Annotated in this window: 16 protein-coding genes; 6 read left to right on the forward strand and 10 right to left on the reverse strand. The window is 58.4% G+C overall.

Going from position 1 to position 14,788, the window contains the following annotated elements; genetic code table 11:
* Window positions 1-82 precede the first annotated feature (82 nt).
* The 4 genes from ACWIKB_RS13970 to ACWIKB_RS13985 form a co-directional block, all read right to left on the reverse strand.
* The gene (locus tag ACWIKB_RS13970) at window positions 83-1,096 is read right to left on the reverse strand and encodes an ABC transporter substrate-binding protein (RefSeq protein WP_475267512.1); all 1,014 of its coding nucleotides are present in this window, start codon (window positions 1,094-1,096) and stop codon (window positions 83-85) included.
* On the reverse strand, window positions 1,093-1,644 hold the full coding sequence (locus ACWIKB_RS13975) for a sigma-70 family RNA polymerase sigma factor (RefSeq protein ID WP_475267514.1): 552 nt from the start codon (window positions 1,642-1,644) through the stop codon (window positions 1,093-1,095). The genes ACWIKB_RS13970 and ACWIKB_RS13975 overlap by 4 nt, the downstream gene beginning before the upstream one ends.
* A 240-nt stretch (window positions 1,645-1,884) precedes the next feature.
* A complete protein-coding gene (locus ACWIKB_RS13980) occupies window positions 1,885-2,676 on the reverse strand; it encodes a phosphate/phosphite/phosphonate ABC transporter substrate-binding protein (protein ID WP_475267516.1) in 792 nt (263 codons plus the stop codon).
* Window positions 2,677-2,811: 135 nt separating this feature from the next.
* Entirely contained in the window at window positions 2,812-3,753 is a 942-nt protein-coding gene (locus tag ACWIKB_RS13985) for a fatty acid desaturase (protein WP_475267518.1), read from the reverse strand.
* A 401-nt stretch (window positions 3,754-4,154) separates the two neighbouring features.
* On the opposite strand from ACWIKB_RS13985, the gene ACWIKB_RS13990 reads away from it, so the two are divergent.
* Both ACWIKB_RS13990 and ACWIKB_RS13995 read left to right on the forward strand, forming a co-directional pair.
* Entirely contained in the window at window positions 4,155-4,592 is a 438-nt protein-coding gene (locus tag ACWIKB_RS13990; protein WP_475267520.1) for a GNAT family N-acetyltransferase, read from the forward strand.
* Between the two features lie 60 nt (window positions 4,593-4,652).
* Window positions 4,653-5,474 (forward strand): class I SAM-dependent methyltransferase, encoded by an 822-nt coding sequence (locus ACWIKB_RS13995; protein WP_475267522.1) that lies wholly within the window; start codon window positions 4,653-4,655, stop codon window positions 5,472-5,474.
* 92 nt (window positions 5,475-5,566) lie between these two features.
* Here the strand turns inward: ACWIKB_RS13995 and def are convergent, their stop codons facing one another.
* The 3 genes from def to ACWIKB_RS14010 form a co-directional block, all read right to left on the reverse strand.
* Window positions 5,567-6,106, reverse strand: a complete 540-nt coding sequence (gene def, locus ACWIKB_RS14000) for a peptide deformylase (RefSeq protein WP_265040492.1) — start codon at window positions 6,104-6,106, stop codon at window positions 5,567-5,569.
* A gap of 2 nt (window positions 6,107-6,108) precedes the next feature.
* Window positions 6,109-7,059 carry a YihY/virulence factor BrkB family protein gene (locus ACWIKB_RS14005; protein ID WP_475267525.1) on the reverse strand — a complete coding sequence of 317 codons (951 nt, stop codon included), beginning with the start codon at window positions 7,057-7,059 and terminating at the stop codon, window positions 6,109-6,111.
* A 175-nt stretch (window positions 7,060-7,234) separates the two neighbouring features.
* Entirely contained in the window at window positions 7,235-7,426 is a 192-nt protein-coding gene (locus ACWIKB_RS14010; RefSeq protein WP_123514193.1) for a CsbD family protein, read from the reverse strand.
* A 200-nt stretch (window positions 7,427-7,626) separates the two neighbouring features.
* Here ACWIKB_RS14010 and ACWIKB_RS14015 point away from each other — a divergent pair, with 200 nt between their 5' ends.
* Entirely contained in the window at window positions 7,627-8,004 is a 378-nt protein-coding gene (locus tag ACWIKB_RS14015; protein WP_046032015.1) for a hypothetical protein, read from the forward strand.
* 221 nt (window positions 8,005-8,225) lie between these two features.
* On the opposite strand, the gene fadD1 is transcribed toward ACWIKB_RS14015, so the two are convergent.
* A complete protein-coding gene (fadD1, locus tag ACWIKB_RS14020) occupies window positions 8,226-9,917 on the reverse strand; it encodes a long-chain-fatty-acid--CoA ligase FadD1 (RefSeq protein ID WP_475267528.1) in 1,692 nt (563 codons plus the stop codon).
* A gap of 375 nt (window positions 9,918-10,292) precedes the next feature.
* Window positions 10,293-11,981 carry a long-chain-fatty-acid--CoA ligase FadD2 gene (gene fadD2, locus ACWIKB_RS14025; RefSeq protein WP_475267530.1) on the reverse strand — a complete coding sequence of 563 codons (1,689 nt, stop codon included), beginning with the start codon at window positions 11,979-11,981 and terminating at the stop codon, window positions 10,293-10,295.
* A gap of 226 nt (window positions 11,982-12,207) precedes the next feature.
* Here fadD2 and ACWIKB_RS14030 point away from each other — a divergent pair, with 226 nt between their 5' ends.
* Together ACWIKB_RS14030 and ACWIKB_RS14035 are read left to right on the forward strand one after the other, a co-directional pair.
* Window positions 12,208-13,152 carry a lysophospholipase gene (locus tag ACWIKB_RS14030; protein ID WP_475267532.1) on the forward strand — a complete coding sequence of 315 codons (945 nt, stop codon included), beginning with the start codon at window positions 12,208-12,210 and terminating at the stop codon, window positions 13,150-13,152.
* Between the two features lie 54 nt (window positions 13,153-13,206).
* Window positions 13,207-13,677, forward strand: coding sequence for a MaoC family dehydratase (locus tag ACWIKB_RS14035; protein ID WP_475267534.1), 471 nt, complete (start codon window positions 13,207-13,209; stop codon window positions 13,675-13,677).
* 198 nt (window positions 13,678-13,875) lie between these two features.
* Here ACWIKB_RS14035 and ACWIKB_RS14040 read toward each other — a convergent pair whose 3' ends face one another.
* A complete protein-coding gene (locus ACWIKB_RS14040) occupies window positions 13,876-14,343 on the reverse strand; it encodes a ferritin-like domain-containing protein (RefSeq protein WP_475267536.1) in 468 nt (155 codons plus the stop codon).
* A gap of 203 nt (window positions 14,344-14,546) precedes the next feature.
* Here ACWIKB_RS14040 and ACWIKB_RS14045 point away from each other — a divergent pair, with 203 nt between their 5' ends.
* Window positions 14,547-14,783 carry a DUF3820 family protein gene (locus ACWIKB_RS14045; RefSeq protein ID WP_007949456.1) on the forward strand — a complete coding sequence of 79 codons (237 nt, stop codon included), beginning with the start codon at window positions 14,547-14,549 and terminating at the stop codon, window positions 14,781-14,783.
* The last annotated feature ends 5 nt before the right edge of the window (window positions 14,784-14,788 follow it).

The raw sequence follows: 14,788 nt of genomic DNA on the forward strand, positions 1-14,788 counted from the left end.
TGTGAACACCGGAAATCCAAATGTGGGAGCGGGCTTGCTCGCGAAAGCTATCTGACAAACACCGCTGAAGCATCAGGCAAACCTACAAACTCCCACTCACCTTGCTCGCCACTTCCCCCGGCACCCAGCCCTTCCACACCTGCGGCTGATCCCGCAAAAACGCTTCGGCGACCTGACGCGGTTGCTGACGTTTTTCGCTCATCTGCGCCAACGTCTGGTTCAGCAAATCAATCGGCAAATCGACCTTTTCAAAGAACGCCACCAAATCCGGGTATTGCGTCTTGAACGGTGCGGACACGCCAATCGCCAGTTTCGCCGGCATGGAACGAGTGCCCTTCGGATGCGGGTTGTTGGCATCGGCCAGGGTCTTCCAGGCTTCGGCATCGAACGCCGGCTCGTCGAGCTTCACCAGTTTGAAACGGCCCAGCAACGGTGTCGGCGACCAGTAATAGAACAGCACCGGTTTGCCACGGCGGATCGACGAGGCGACTTCGGCATCCAATGCTGCGCCCGAGCCGGTACGGAAGTTGACGTAGTCGGCGGTCAGGTCATAAGCCTTGAGTTTCTGGCTGTTGACGATCTCCGAGGTCCAACCGGTAGGGCTGTTGAGGAAACGACCGCGGCTCGGGTCTTCCGGGTCGCGGAACACGTCTTTGTAGCGGGCCAGGTCGGCCACGGACTTCAGTTCCGGGGCCAAGGGTTTGATGCCGCGTTCCGGGTCACCCTTGATCACGTATTCCGGCACCCACCAGCCTTCGGTGGCGCCTTTGACCGTGTCACCGAGGCCGAACACTTTGCCTTCGTTCGACGCCTTGACCCACGCCGGACTGCGCCCGGCCCACTCTTCGCCGATCACCTGGATATCGTTCTTGGCCAGCGCTGCTTCGAGGCTGACGGTGCTGCCCGGCAGGGTGTCGGTCGGGTAGCCGTAGCCTTTCTCGACAATCAGGCGCAGGACTTCGGTGATGAAACTGCCGCTTTCCCAGGCGATGTCGCCGAAGTGAATTGGTGCGACTTTTTCGGCGGCGGGAACCTGGGAAGCCACGAGGCTCAGGGCCAGCAGCGAACTGCCAAGCAGGGTTTTGATCGATCTCATGCGGACCTCTGGGTCAGGGGTGTTCGGTTCAATAAAGGTTCGTTGGCGCTGTGCTGGGCGCACACGGTTTGGGAACGCGTCATGTAGACGCTGACCGAACGCTGGGAAATGCCCAGTTCGGCGGCAATTTGCGGGTAGGTCAGGCCGTCAATGCGCGACAGCAGGAACGTCGCCCGGACCTTGCCCGGCAAACGGTCAAGGGTGCGATCGAGGCGATGCAGGGCCTGGGTCAGTTGCAGCAGTTCTTCGGGCGACTGCGCTTGAACGGCATCGACGTTTTGCAGCTGCTCCAGATGCTGACGCTCCAGATCGCGACGACGCCAGAGCTGGTAGATCAAGCGCTGGGCGATGGTGGTCAGCAAGGCGCGGGGCTCGCGAATCGGCGTCAGCCCTGGGGATTCCAGCAGTTGCGTGAAGGTTTCGGCGGCGATGTCTTCGACGCTGGTACTGGCGCCCAGTTGCCGGCGCAACCGGGTGCATAGCCATGAGTAATGTGCACGGAACAATCCGCCCACGTGGTTGCGATGGGAAAGGTCGGCGCCGGACATAGGGGCTCCTGGGGTTAGGGGTCGCTGAATGTCCGGTGATCCGGTGGCGCGATTCTAGCTGGGGGCCTTATTCTTTAATAATACTTAAAATGTATTTTTATATTCTATTTAGGAATTTGTAGAAGCAAGATCAAAAGATCGCAGCCTTCGGCAGCTCCTACGGGGGATTGGTGTTTGACGTGGGATTGGCGTACTCCCTGTAGGAGCTGCCGAAGGCTGCGATCTTTTGATCCTTCTTACCTAACGCAACCGCCCGTAACCCAACGACTCGGCTTCCTGCTGGTAATCGAGAACAACCTGATAGTCGCTGTCCGTCGCGGGCAACACCTCTTGCAGACCGAGGATTTCAGCCACGTCCGGCAACTCGCGCAACGTTTCGTTCATCACCCGCCGAAGCGCCTCTATCTGCTGATCGCTGGCGCTCGCGACGGTGATGTAAGGCAAGGTTGGGCTGAATGCACTTCGGGCGATTACGCGCAGACCGGCTACTTCCGCTTCGGCATGCCGCGCCAGGTAAGCGAAGGTCACGCTGTCGATGGCGGCCAGGTCGGCGAGGTCTTCGCGCAACCAGCGCAGGCTTTCGCGGTGGCCACCGCTGATGCCGACACTGGCGAAGAACTGACCGTCGCGGTGTAGCGGCGCCAATCGATGGCGCAGCAGGTTCATGCCACTGTTGGAGCCTTCGTCATTGATCACTCCGCGGCTGTTGAAAAAGGCCGGCAGCGTGCGGCGTGGATCGTCGGCGCGGCAAAGCAGCAGGCTGCAATGATTGCCACCGTTGCTGTCCGGCAATTCGTAACGCGGGCGACCAACGACCCGGACCTGACCGCGCAACAAAGTCATCAGCGGGTAGCCGCAGGTTTGGGTCAGCAGCAAGTCAGGGGACAGCCATAGGTCCGGCAGCGACAGGCCTTCGGCGCTTTGGCGCGACGTAGCCAGTCGCTCGAGCATTCGCGTCAGCCAGCGTTCGTTGGCCTGGCGAATCGGCTCGGGAGCGACGTACATCAGTAGTTCGGCGATGTGTTTTGTCATCTCGTTATTCCCATGCAACAAAGACCCCCTGTGGGAGCGGGCTTGCTCGCGAAGGCGGTGGGTCAGTTGATATTAATGGTGCCTGACACACCGCTTTCGCGAGCAAGCCCGCTCCCACAAGGGGATCACCGTCAATCAATGAAATGGATGTTGTGGGCTATCGATTGCCCTGAACCCATGCCGGCGCCACAACTCACCATAACCCTGCACCAAAAACCCACCACTGCGCGCCAGCCATTGCTCGCGACGTGCGTGATAAGCCTTGGGCAAGTCATACCAGGGAAGGCTCGGCAAGTCGTGATGCACCAGGTGCAGGTTGTTGTTCAGGAACAGCCAGCTCCACGGCCACGAAGCTTCATTGAGCACGGTGCGTTGCTCGGGTTGGGCGTTGGGGCGGTGTTCATAGTAGGAGCGAATCATCGCAATCGATAGCGCCGGCACGCTGATCAGCAGCAGGTAATGCCACACCGGCAATGCGCTGTAGCGGGCGATAAAGGTCAGCATCACCACGGTGAGCGCGCCGTGGGTCAGCCACATCAGCCAGGCCTGGCGCTCGCCCGCGCGCAGGCGTCGCAGTTCTTTACGGGCCAGGGCCTGCAAGGCGATTGGCGCACCAATCATGACGCGCCCGAGCACGGTTTTGTTCAACCGGTGCAGGGCCTGTTTGAACACGGAACTGCGCTGCCAGTGCCTGGCGGTGAGGTAACGGCTTTCCGGGTCGCGACCGGGGACGGTCAGGTCTTCGTCATGGTGATGCAGCAAATGGCTGTTGCGATAGAGGGTGTAGGGAAACCACACCGCAAACGGTGCGTAGCCGAGGAGTTTGTTCAAGGCCAGCCAGCGAGTGGGATGGCCGTGGAGCAGTTCGTGTTGTACCGACAGCCAGAGCACTACCAAAGGGATCAGTAACGCCGTGCTCCACCAAAGGCCCAAGCGATCACTGTTCAGGACGATGCTGAACCAGCCCGCGTACATACCGATCAGCAGCAACCACGTCGGCCACTCGGTGCGAGCGGTCAGGCGTTGACGCAGGGTGTCGATTTCTGCTCGATGGGCGGCGTCGAAGTAATGGGACATGGCTTTGCTCAGAACGGGACTTGTCCCTCTCTGTGCAACGACGCGGGGAAATCTTGCAGATTATTTTTTGTTTAACGATCGTTCCCACGCTCTGCGTGGGAATGCAGCCCGTGACGCTCCGCGTCACTGGACGCGGAGCGTCCCTAGAGGCATTCCCACGCAGAGCGTGGGAACGATCAACGCGGGATCAATGACCGAACACATCCACCTTTTTGGCCTTCTTGTCCGCGCGCTTTTCATCGGCGGTTTTTGCCGGTTTCTTCTTTGCCGCTTTTTTTGAATCCATGCCTTTGGCCATGATACGTACTCCACTCATACGGGATGTGAAGTCAGGTATACACCTATCGCGCCGCTCGCGTTCTTTTATAATCGCCCGCCTGACCAATCGACAGCTCAAGCCCATGCCAGACACCCAATACGCTTTGCTCGATGAGCCGTTATGGCCGTTGATGAACAAGTTTTACCGCGCTCACCAATCGCCGATGAAAGCGGTGCGCGATGCTCAACTATGGGTCGCCCGGCGCGGAGAAATTGTCGCAGCATTGTGTTTGCGACCGGTCGCTGGCGGGCATTGGTTGACGGGTTTGTTCGTGGACCCCGCGTGTCGTGAACAAGGCATCGCCGCGGCGCTGATCGCCGAAGCCGTCAAAGGCCTCGACAGCCCGGTCTGGTTGTACTGTCACCCGGATCTGCGCGGCTTTTACGAGCGTCGCGGCTTTAGCTTCGACCCGCAAATGCCCTACGCCATGGTCGAGCGCCTGAGCCGTTACGCCCGCAGCAAACCGATGATCGCCATGGGCTTAGAACCGTTGGTGAGGTCGACCAACGATAATGTGTGATCGGCCGCCAATGGCTGCGTGCTAGCCTCGGGGTCGACTTCGACTTCGCCAGGACGCTCCATGAAACCTGCCCTACTCGCCTTGACCTTCACCGCCCTGCTCGCCCCTGTTTTGGCGCTAGCCGCCGACACTCAGCCCGTCTCAGCCGCGCAATACGCCGAGGTGCTCAAAGGTACCTGGCGCGCGCCGCAGAACGTGGTGCGCGACGTCTACCGGCATCCACAACAGAGCCTGCAATTCTTCGGTTTGCGACCGAATCAGACCGTCATCGAAATCACTCCCGGCAGCGGTTGGTACAGCGAACTGCTGGCGCCGCTGCTCAAGGATCACGGCAACTACATCGCCGCCGTTCAAGCGCCGACTGCCAGTGATTACGCGCGCAAAAGCGAAGAAACCCTCAAGGCCAAATTCACCGCCACTCCGGCCCAGTACGCCAAGGCCCAGGTGGTCGAGTTCGATCCCAAGGCGCCGGTGCTGGGTAAACCCGGTTCCGCCGACACCGTGCTGACTTTCCGCAACGTGCACAACTGGGTACTGGCGGACACGGCGCCGCTGATGTTCGAGTCGTTCTTCAAGGTGCTGAAACCGGGCGGCGTGCTCGGCGTGGTGGATCACCGAGCCAAGGACGGGGCGTCGCTGGAGGACATCAAGCACAGCGGTTACCTGACTACCGCTTACGTGGTGAAACTGGCGACGGATGCGGGGTTCAAGCTTGAGGAGAAAAGCGAGATCAATGCCAATCCGAAGGACACCAAGGACTATCCCGAAGGCGTCTGGACCTTGCCGCCGGCGTTGACGTTGGGGGAGAAGGACAAGGCCAAGTATGTGGCGATTGGCGAGTCGGACCGGATGACGTTGCGGTTCGTTAAACCCGCGAAATAACAGCAAGATCAAAAGATCGCAGCCTTCGGCAGCTCCTACAGGTGTACTCAAAACCCTGTAGGAGCTGCCGAAGGCTGCGATCTTTTAGCGGGTTAATCGTCCGCAGCAGGATCAAGATCCGGGAACATCACTTCGGTAAACCCGAACTTGGTGAAGTCCGTAATGCGCGACGGGTACAACCGGCCGATCAGGTGATCGCATTCGTGCTGCACCACCCGCGCATGAAACCCCGAGGCGATACGAGTGATCGGCTGGCCTTTGGGATCAAAGCCTTCATAGCGAATGTGCTGGTAACGATCCACCGCGCCACGCAAACCCGGCACCGACAGGCAACCTTCGAAGCCTTCTTCCAGGGTCGGGCTCAATGGCGTAATCAGCGGGTTGATCAGGATGGTCTGCGGCACCGCTTCGGCGTCAGGATAACGCTCGCTGTGCTCGAAACCGAAGATCACCAGTTGCAGGTCGACACCGATCTGTGGCGCGGCCAAGCCAACGCCGCCGACACTTTCCATGGTCTGGAACATGTCGTCGATCAGTTGCCACAATTCGGGGCTGTCGAACATTTCGGCGGGCACGGGCGGCGCGATGCGCAGCAGGCGCTCATCGCCCATTTTCAGGATTTCACGGATCATGTTCAGGCTTCGTCAGTGTTCGGCTTGAGCGAGTGGTCCCGTCCCAGTCCCGATACGTGGTGTTTGGTTTCGTGGTCGTGCTCGCCGGGGACCTTTTCGCCAGGGTCCTTGCCTTCGGACGACATGTGCTCGATCACCGCATTCATCTCCGCGCCGAGCAACAGCACCGCAGCGGAAATGTAGAAGTACAGCAACAGCACGATGATCGCGCCGATACTGCCATACATGGCGTTGTAGTTGGCGAAGGTCTTGACGTAAAACGCAAAACCCAATGAGGCGATGATCCACACCACCACCGCCAACACCGAGCCTGGGGTAATGAAGCGAAACTCCTGCCGCACGTCGGGCATGACGTAATAGATCAATGCCACGGCGACCATCATCAGAATCACAATCACCGGCCAGCGCGCGATGGTCCAGACCGTGACGATGAAGTCTTCCAGACCAACCTGCGCAGCAATCCAGCCCATCACCTGCGGCCCGAGCACCATCAGCGCGGCTGCGGCCAGCAGCATGCCGGCAATGCCGATGGTGTAGAAAATCGACAGCGGAAAGCGCTTCCACACCGGGCGGCCTTCGACCACATCATAGGCGGCGTTCATCGCGCTCATCATCAGCCGCACGCCCGCAGACGCGGTGTACAGGGCGATGACGATACCGATCGAGAGCAAACCACCCTTGGATTGCTGCAACTGATCAATCACCGGGTTGACTTGTTCCAGGGCCTGGGGCGGCAACACCAGTTCCGATTGCAGGCGCAGCCAGGAGAAGAAGTCCGGCAGGTGCAGGAAACCGATCAGGGCAATCAGGAACAGAATGAAGGGGAACAGCGAGAACAGCATTTGATAGGCCAACGCCGAGGCATAGGTCGACATCTCGTCATCGATGAACTCAGTGACCGTGCGCACCATCACGCGGTGGATGGGCAGACCTTTCATGTCCGGGAAAATCATTAGCGTCTCCTTTCGCCGCAAAAGGGTTGAAGTCGTGGCGACTCAGGGGCCGTTTTCTACATCAAAGTAGCCTACTTGGCGACCTTGAAACAATTTCGTTGTTTAACCGGGGCTGCTGACACAAAAACGGCCATCCGCGGATGGCCGTTTCAGTGTGCCTGAAGGGGCGGACACGTCAGGACTTATCGACCGCTTTCTTGACCGCGTCCTTGGCTTTACCCACAGCTTGCTGGGCTTCGCCTTTCTTTTCCTGCACTTTGCCTTCTACTTGCAGTTTGGTGTTGTCAGTGGCCTTGCCGACGCCTTGCTTGACGTTGCCGACCGCTTCGTTTGCCATGCCTTTAACTTTATCGCCAGTGCTGCTCATGGTGTTTCTCCTGTGAACAATTCAAGGGTCATAGTCGTTACACAAAGATTGACCGGCAGCGTTTGCACGGAGTTTCATTTATTTTTACTGCGACATTTCATCGCCGATTAAAGGTTGGGCTTTATGTTTGGCGTCCAACCCCCGAGAATGCGCAACGTATTCAGGCCATGGCGCTGAAGATCCAATCCCGTAGGAATGTTATGAAACTCGATAAAAAGCAGGCCATTGCCCGCAGAAACCAGGAACTCGGCGGTGCTGTGCTTGGCGTCAACAACTGCCATTTCACCGAATTGAACCGCAACCGCAACATCTGGTGGTTCGACATCCCGGTGGCGCGCCTGGCCGTTGGTCAGTACGAGTGGGTTCACCTGCTGATGCACACGCCGGACACCGACGAACTGCTGCACCTGAAAGTGCCGACGGTGTTCCTGCGTGAAAAACTCGAAGGTCTGGTGGTGCGCAACGAAGGCAAGCGCAAAGCGGCCCTGAGCCTGGAACTGAGCGCCGACAAGGACTCCTACCTGCAGGACATGCGCCCGGCGGGTACCAACGTCAATTTCGCGCCGTTCCGCCTCTAAAAGCGGTACACAGAAACCTGTGGCGAGGGAGCTTGCTCCCGCTCGACTGCGAAGCAGTCGTCATCAAGTCTATTGAGATACTTCATCAGTACCGCAGTGACTGTTTTGGGGCTGCTTCGCAGCCCAGCGGGAGCAAGCTCCCTCGCCACAAAAGCAAAGCTGATATTGCTGTAAACAAAAAGCCCCGCATCTCTGCGGGGCTTTTGTGTTTCAAGCGGGGCTTACTTCTTCACGCCCAGCTTCTTCAGCTCTTCGTCACGCAGTTCGCGGCGCAGGATCTTGCCGACGTTGGTGGTCGGCAGCGCGTCGCGGAACTCCACGGAACGCGGGACCTTGTAACCGGTGACGTTGGCGCGCATGTGCTCCATCACCGTTTCCTTGGTCAGGGTCACGCCCGGTTTGGCGACGATGAAGATCTTGATCGCCTCGCCCGACTTCTCGTCCGGCACACCGATGGCCGCACATTGCAGCACGCCCGGCAGAGTCGCGAGCACGTCTTCGAGTTCGTTCGGGTACACGTTGAAACCGGAGACCAGGATCATGTCTTTCTTGCGATCGACAATGCGCATGTAGCCATCGGGCTGGATCAACGCGATGTCACCGGTCTTCAACCAGCCTTCGCTGTCGAGCATTTCGTCGGTGGCTTCCTGGCGCTGCCAGTAGCCCTTCATGACCTGCGGGCCTTTCACACACAGTTCGCCGATTTCACCCAGCGGCTGTTCAACGCCGGCATCGTCGATGACTTTGCAGCGGGTCGAGGGCACCGGAATACCAATGGTGCCAACCTGGATGTTCTGGATCGGGTTCACGGTCGCCACCGGGCTGGTTTCGGTCATGCCGTAACCTTCACAGATGGGGCAACCGGTGACCGCTTTCCAACGCTCGGCGGCGGCCAGTTGCAAGGCCATGCCACCGGACAGGGTGACTTTCAGCGCCGAAAAATCCAGCTTGCGGAAGGCTTCGTTATTGCACAGCGCCACGAACAGTGTGTTCAGGCCAACGAAACCGCTGAACTTCCACTTCGACAGTTCCTTGACCATCGCCGTCAGGTCGCGCGGGTTACTGATCAGGATGTTGTGGTTGCCGATCAGCATCATCGCCATGCAATGAAAGGTGAAGGCATAGATGTGGTACAGCGGCAGCGGAGTGATCAGGATCTCGCAACCTTCATTGAGGTTGGAGCCCATCAGCGCCTTGCACTGCAGCATGTTCGCCACCAGGTTGCGGTGGGTCAGCATCGCGCCCTTGGCCACGCCGGTGGTGCCGCCGGTGTATTGCAGCACCGCGACATCGCCGCTGTCCGGGTTGGCTTCAGCCACTGGCTGGCCATGGCCCTTGCTCAATACGTCGTTGAACTTGACGGCCTTGGGCAAGTGATACGCCGGGACCATCTTCTTCACGTACTTGATGACGCTGTTGATCAGCAGACGCTTGAGCGGCGGCAGCAGGTCGGCCACTTCGGTGACGATTACGTGCTTGACGCCGGTTTTCGGCACCACGGTCTGCGCCAGATGCGCCATGTTGGCCAGGCAGACCAGGGCTTTTGCACCGGAGTCGTTGAATTGGTGTTCCATCTCCCGCGCGGTGTACAGCGGGTTGGTATTGACCACGATCAGCCCGGCGCGGATCGCACCGAAGACGGCCACCGGGTACTGCAACACGTTAGGCAACTGCACGGCGATTCGATCACCGGGCTGCAAGTCGGTATGCTGTTGCAGGTAAGCGGCAAAGGCACCGGACAATTCGTACAGTTCACCGTAGGTGATTGTCTTGCCCAGGTTGCTGAATGCCGGTTTGTTAGCGAAGCGTTGGCAGGACTGCTTCAACACTGCCTGAATATTCGGATACTCGTCTGGATTGATGTCGGCAGCAATCCCGGCAGGGTACTTATCCTTCCAAAAGTCTTCGATCATGGAAGCCCACTCCTCAGCAACGCGAATTCATCACCGCATTTGATGCGATTATTATTGGTGTATGTTTTTTATTGGTGAGTCTGGCTTTTAGATAGGCCGAGAAGTCACAAAAGCGCGCCGAGAGTAGCAGCTTTGCCAAGGGCCGACTAGAGCCAAAAGAAGGCCCTACAGTCACTTTAATGACTCAAGAACAGCAAGCGGTCATTTTAGAGCAAAAATTCTATAGCGCTGTTAAACCCCCTGAAAACAGGGGTTCCAGAGCCCCCAGATACCAATGTGGGAGCGGGCTTGCTCGCGAAGACAGTGTGTCAGCCAAATAAAGGATGACTGACACACCGCCTTCGCGAGCAAGCCCGCTCCCACAGGGATTAATGGTTACGCGATATCGCGCAACTCGCGCCGCAGAATCTTGCCCACCGGCGTCATCGGCAACGACTCACGCAACACAATGTGTTTGGGCACTTTGTACGCGGTGAAGTTTTCCTTGCAGTAAGCCTTCAACTCTTCAAGGCTGACACCCGACTCCCGGGCGACCACAAACAGCTTCACCGCCTCTCCCGAACGTTCATCCGGCACGCCGATCACCGCGCAATTGGCGACTTTCGGATGGGCCATCACCACGTCTTCGATTTCGTTCGGGTACACGTTGAAGCCCGAAACGATGATCATGTCTTTCTTGCGATCGACGATGCGCACGAAACCGTCCGGATCGATCACAGCAATGTCACCCGACTTGAACCAGCCCTCGGCATCCAGCACTTCGGCGGTGGCCTCGGGTTTGTTCCAGTAACCCTTCATGATCTGCGGGCCCTTGATGCACAACTCGCCCCGCTCGCCCAATGGCTGCTCGACGCCTTCGTCATTGATGACCTTCAGCGTGGTGCCCGGCACCGGCAGGCCGACCGTGCCGATCCGCGATTTGTCGCCATACGGGTTGGTGCAGGCCACCGGCGAGGTTTCGGTCAGGCCGTAGCCTTCGGTGATGCGGCAACCGGTGAGCTGCTCCCAGCGTTCGGCGGTGGCCTTGACCAGCGCGGTGCCGCCGGAGTTGGTGAGCTTGAGGCTGGAAAAATCCAGGGTCTTGAAGTCCGGGTGATCCATCAGCGCGACGAACAGTGTGTTGAGCCCCAGCAGCGCCGAGAACCGCCAGTTTTTCAGCTCCTTGATAAAGCCTTTGATGTCGCGCGGATTGGTGATCAGTACGTTGTGGTTGCCGGTCACCATCATGCACATGCAGTTCGCTGTGAAGGCATAGATATGGTAGAGCGGCAGCGGCGCGATCATCACTTCCTGGCCTTCGCGCAGCAGCGGTTGACCGTCGCTGCCGAACTGGCCCAGACAGGCGCGCGCCTGCTGCATGTTTGCCACCAGGTTGCCGTGAGTGAGCATCGCGCCCTTGGCCAGGCCGGTGGTGCCGCCGGTGTATTGCAGCACCGCGATGTCGTCGAGGCCGACCTTCAGCGGCTTGATGCCCAGGCCCCGGCCCAGGCGCAGCGCGCTCTTGAAGGAGATGGCTTGGGGCAAGGCATAGTCCGGGACCATTTTCTTGACCTTGCTCACCATCGTGTTGACCAGCCAGCCCTTGGCGGCGGGCATCAGGTCGCCCATCTTGGCTTCGATCAGATACTGGATGTCGGTGTCGGCCAGCACTTCCTGAACCTTGGCCCCGAACATGTTCAGGTACACCAGCGCCCGGGCACCGGAGTCCTTGAACTGATGACGCATTTCCCGCGGCGTGTACAGCGGGTTGGTGTTGACCACGATCAGCCCGGCGCGCAATGCGCCGAACACGGCAATCGGGTAATGCAGGACGTTGGGCATCTGCACCGCGATGCGATCCCCCGGCGCGAGATCGGTGTGGGCTTGCAGGTAACCGGCGAACGCGGCGCTGTAGCGTTCCAGTTCGGCGTAGGTCAGGGTCACGCCCATGTTGCTGAAGGCCGGGCGATCCGCGAATTTCTTGCAGGAACGCTCGAACACCTCGATCACCGACTTGTAGGCCCCAAGATCGATGTCCAGGGGCACGCCGGCCGGGCGTTTGTCATTCCAGAAATCAGGTTGCATTGTTCTTGTCCTCTTTACCTGAATCACCTTGGCCGCTTTTCTGTCATTCCTGAGAAACAAAAAGCAAAAAGCGGAGCTTCACGGACACTAGCAGTTATGGCGAATCAGGCAAATACGGCCAACACCGTCATAGATCGTGTGAATCTTCCTAGGGTGGTGTGGCCTGATCAGACGGCAAGCGTGGGATGCGCTATACAATGCAACCACATCGTGCAAAGGAATCGCCATGATCCACGACACTTTCTGGCTGACCGCGAGTGATCACAGTCGTCTTTTCGTCAACCAATGGCTGCCCGCCCCGCCATTGAAAGCCGTGATCCTGCTGGCCCACGGCATGGCCGAGCACAGTGCTCGCTACGCCCGGCTGGCCGAAAAGCTCTGTGCTCAGGGCTATGGCGTGTATGCGCCCGACCTGCGTGGACATGGCAAAACTGCCGAAAACGGGACACTGGGGCATTTTGCCGATGACGATGGCTGGTGCAAGGTGGTCGGCGACCTGGCCAGCCTCAACCAGCATATCGGCCAGCAACACCCCGGCGTGCCGATCGTGCTGCTCGGGCACAGCATGGGCAGTTACATCGCCCAGGCCTATCTGCTGCACCACAGCGCCAGTCTGCACGGAGCGATTCTCAGTGGCTCGAACTTCCAACCCGTAGCGCTTTATCGCGCGGCGCGGCAAATCGCCCGGCTCGAACGGCTACGCCAGGGACCGAAGGGGCGCAGTGCGCTGATCGAGTTCCTGTCATTCGGCTCGTTCAACAAGCAATTCAAACCAGCGCGCACCCGATTCGACTGGTTGAGCCGCGATCCGGCGGAAGTCGATCTGTACGCCAACGACCCACTTTGCGGCTTTCGCTGCACCAATCAACTGTGGGTCGACTTGCTCGGCGGCTTGCAGCAAATCAGCAAAGCGTCCAATCTCGCCCAGATCGATCCGGGTCTGCCCTTGCTGGTCATCGGCGGTGAATGTGATCCGGTGAGCGAAGGCAAGCGTCTGAAAGATCTGGCCCATGCATTGCGCACGGCCGGCAGCCAGAACCTGCAATTGAATATTTACCCGCAGGCACGTCACGAACTGTTCAACGAGAGCAACCGCGATGAAGTCACCGGCGACGTACTGAACTGGATCGCCCAGGCGCTCAGCCACCGCCGCCCGGCCAGAACCGAATAGTTTTTCGAATAGCTTTTTTGTGGATTTTTTAATTCGTCACAGGAATTGAGACAGATGACCCAGGTTACCAACACCCCTTACGAAGCCCTTGAAGTCGGCCAGACCGCCAGCTACAGCAAGACCGTCGAAGAGCGCGACATTCAGCTATTCGCCGCGATGTCCGGCGACCACAACCCGGTGCACCTGGACGCTGAATTCGCTGCCAGCACCATGTTCAAGGAGCGTATCGCCCACGGTATGTTCAGCGGCGCGCTGATCAGTGCTGCCGTCGCCTGCGAGTTGCCTGGGCCGGGCACTATTTATATCGGTCAGCAAATGAGCTTCCAGAAACCGGTGAAAATCGGCGACACCCTGACCGTGCGTCTGGAAATTCTCGAGAAGCTGCCGAAGTTTCGTGTGCGCATTGCTACTCGTGTGTTCAACCAGCGTGATGAGTTGGTGGTGGATGGCGAAGCGGAGATCCTGGCGCCGCGTAAACAGCAGACCGTGACGTTGCCTGTGTTGCCGGCCATCAGCATCGGTTGATGCTCTTTCGGAGCCATTCGCGAGCAAGCCCGCTCCCACAATGGATCTGCGTGAACACTAACTCTGTGTCCGCAGACGATCTAATGTGGGAGCGGGCTTGCTCGCGAATGGCCTCACCTCGAACTTTTGCCTGGCACTGAATTCCGGGCACAAAAAAACGCCAGGCTAGCTGGCGTTTTTTATTACAGCGACGACTGCTTAAGAACGAGCACGCGCCTGGTTACGCAGGGCTTTTACCTGATCGTGGTTGCGTTGCACGCCGTGATACTGACGTTCAACCAGATCACGAATGCCCACCAGGTTGTGCTTGGTGATTTTTTCCAGCGCTTCCTTGTATGCCTTCAGCGCATGGTCTTCACCGCGTTCGGCTTCGTTCAGCACGGCTTCTTCATCTTTGCCGGTGAACATCGCTTTCACGTCAACCCAGCGACGGTGCAGATCACCGCTGACACTGGTAGAAGTTTCCGGATCGCCACCCATCGAACGCACTGCGCTCTGAAGTTCGGCAGCGGCGGTGGCGCAATCGGCAGAACGAGTGACGAACAGCGTTTTCAGTTCTGGATGCTTGATGTCTTCAGCGCAAGTCTTGAACCCTTCCTGACCGTCTTTGCTGGTTTCAATCAGGTCGTTGAGTACGGAGATGGCTTCTTTATTAATGTCGGTCATTTTCAATTCCTCGCGGGTTGATGAGATATGCAATAACTATTGCAGCCTGCATGCCAGCTTTGAATTGAGTATTTATTCCTTACTTTTCAACAAGTTAATTTTAAAGCCAATATCTATATCCGCTTTATTTGCATGATCTGTCATTTGGCCTGCATGCAGAATGCCTGTATTTTCGAGGCTGTTTGAATCAAGACGACTGAGTGATGAATCCTGAAAAGCTCGAACTGCTGATTACCCGCGAAATGCCCTTTGGCAAATACAAGGGACGCATCATCGCCGACCTCCCCGGCCAGTACCTGAACTGGTTCGCCCGGGAAGGTTTCCCCCATGGTGAACTGGGCGGTTTGCTCGCGCTGATGCAGGAAATCGACCACAACGGTTTATCGGAACTGCTCGAACCGCTGCGCGCCAAACATGGCAAGCCTGCGCCCCGCCACTGAACTGA

This window comes from Pseudomonas sp. 5Vm1k, assembly GCF_056161485.1.

Excerpts from the sequence above, each read along its gene's own strand:
- ACWIKB_RS13980 (WP_475267516.1), bottom strand. The coding sequence starts at position 2,676 with ATGACAAAACACATCGCCGAACTACTGATGTACGTCGCTCCCGAGCCG.
- ACWIKB_RS13995 (WP_475267522.1), top strand. The coding sequence starts at position 4,653 with ATGAAACCTGCCCTACTCGCCTTGACCTTCACCGCCCTGCTCGCCCCT.
- ACWIKB_RS13975 (WP_475267514.1), bottom strand. The coding sequence starts at position 1,644 with ATGTCCGGCGCCGACCTTTCCCATCGCAACCACGTGGGCGGATTGTTC.
- ACWIKB_RS14035 (WP_475267534.1), top strand. The coding sequence starts at position 13,207 with ATGACCCAGGTTACCAACACCCCTTACGAAGCCCTTGAAGTCGGCCAG.
- def (WP_265040492.1), bottom strand. The coding sequence starts at position 6,106 with ATGATCCGTGAAATCCTGAAAATGGGCGATGAGCGCCTGCTGCGCATC.
- ACWIKB_RS14040 (WP_475267536.1), bottom strand. The coding sequence starts at position 14,343 with ATGACCGACATTAATAAAGAAGCCATCTCCGTACTCAACGACCTGATT.
- ACWIKB_RS14045 (WP_007949456.1), top strand. The coding sequence starts at position 14,547 with ATGAATCCTGAAAAGCTCGAACTGCTGATTACCCGCGAAATGCCCTTT.
- ACWIKB_RS14005 (WP_475267525.1), bottom strand. The coding sequence starts at position 7,059 with ATGATTTTCCCGGACATGAAAGGTCTGCCCATCCACCGCGTGATGGTG.
- ACWIKB_RS13990 (WP_475267520.1), top strand. The coding sequence starts at position 4,155 with ATGCCAGACACCCAATACGCTTTGCTCGATGAGCCGTTATGGCCGTTG.
- ACWIKB_RS13970 (WP_475267512.1), bottom strand. The coding sequence starts at position 1,096 with ATGAGATCGATCAAAACCCTGCTTGGCAGTTCGCTGCTGGCCCTGAGC.
- ACWIKB_RS14010 (WP_123514193.1), bottom strand. The coding sequence starts at position 7,426 with ATGAGCAGCACTGGCGATAAAGTTAAAGGCATGGCAAACGAAGCGGTC.
- fadD1 (WP_475267528.1), bottom strand. The coding sequence starts at position 9,917 with ATGATCGAAGACTTTTGGAAGGATAAGTACCCTGCCGGGATTGCTGCC.
- ACWIKB_RS14015 (WP_046032015.1), top strand. The coding sequence starts at position 7,627 with ATGAAACTCGATAAAAAGCAGGCCATTGCCCGCAGAAACCAGGAACTC.
- ACWIKB_RS13985 (WP_475267518.1), bottom strand. The coding sequence starts at position 3,753 with ATGTCCCATTACTTCGACGCCGCCCATCGAGCAGAAATCGACACCCTG.
- ACWIKB_RS14030 (WP_475267532.1), top strand. The coding sequence starts at position 12,208 with ATGATCCACGACACTTTCTGGCTGACCGCGAGTGATCACAGTCGTCTT.
- fadD2 (WP_475267530.1), bottom strand. The coding sequence starts at position 11,981 with ATGCAACCTGATTTCTGGAATGACAAACGCCCGGCCGGCGTGCCCCTG.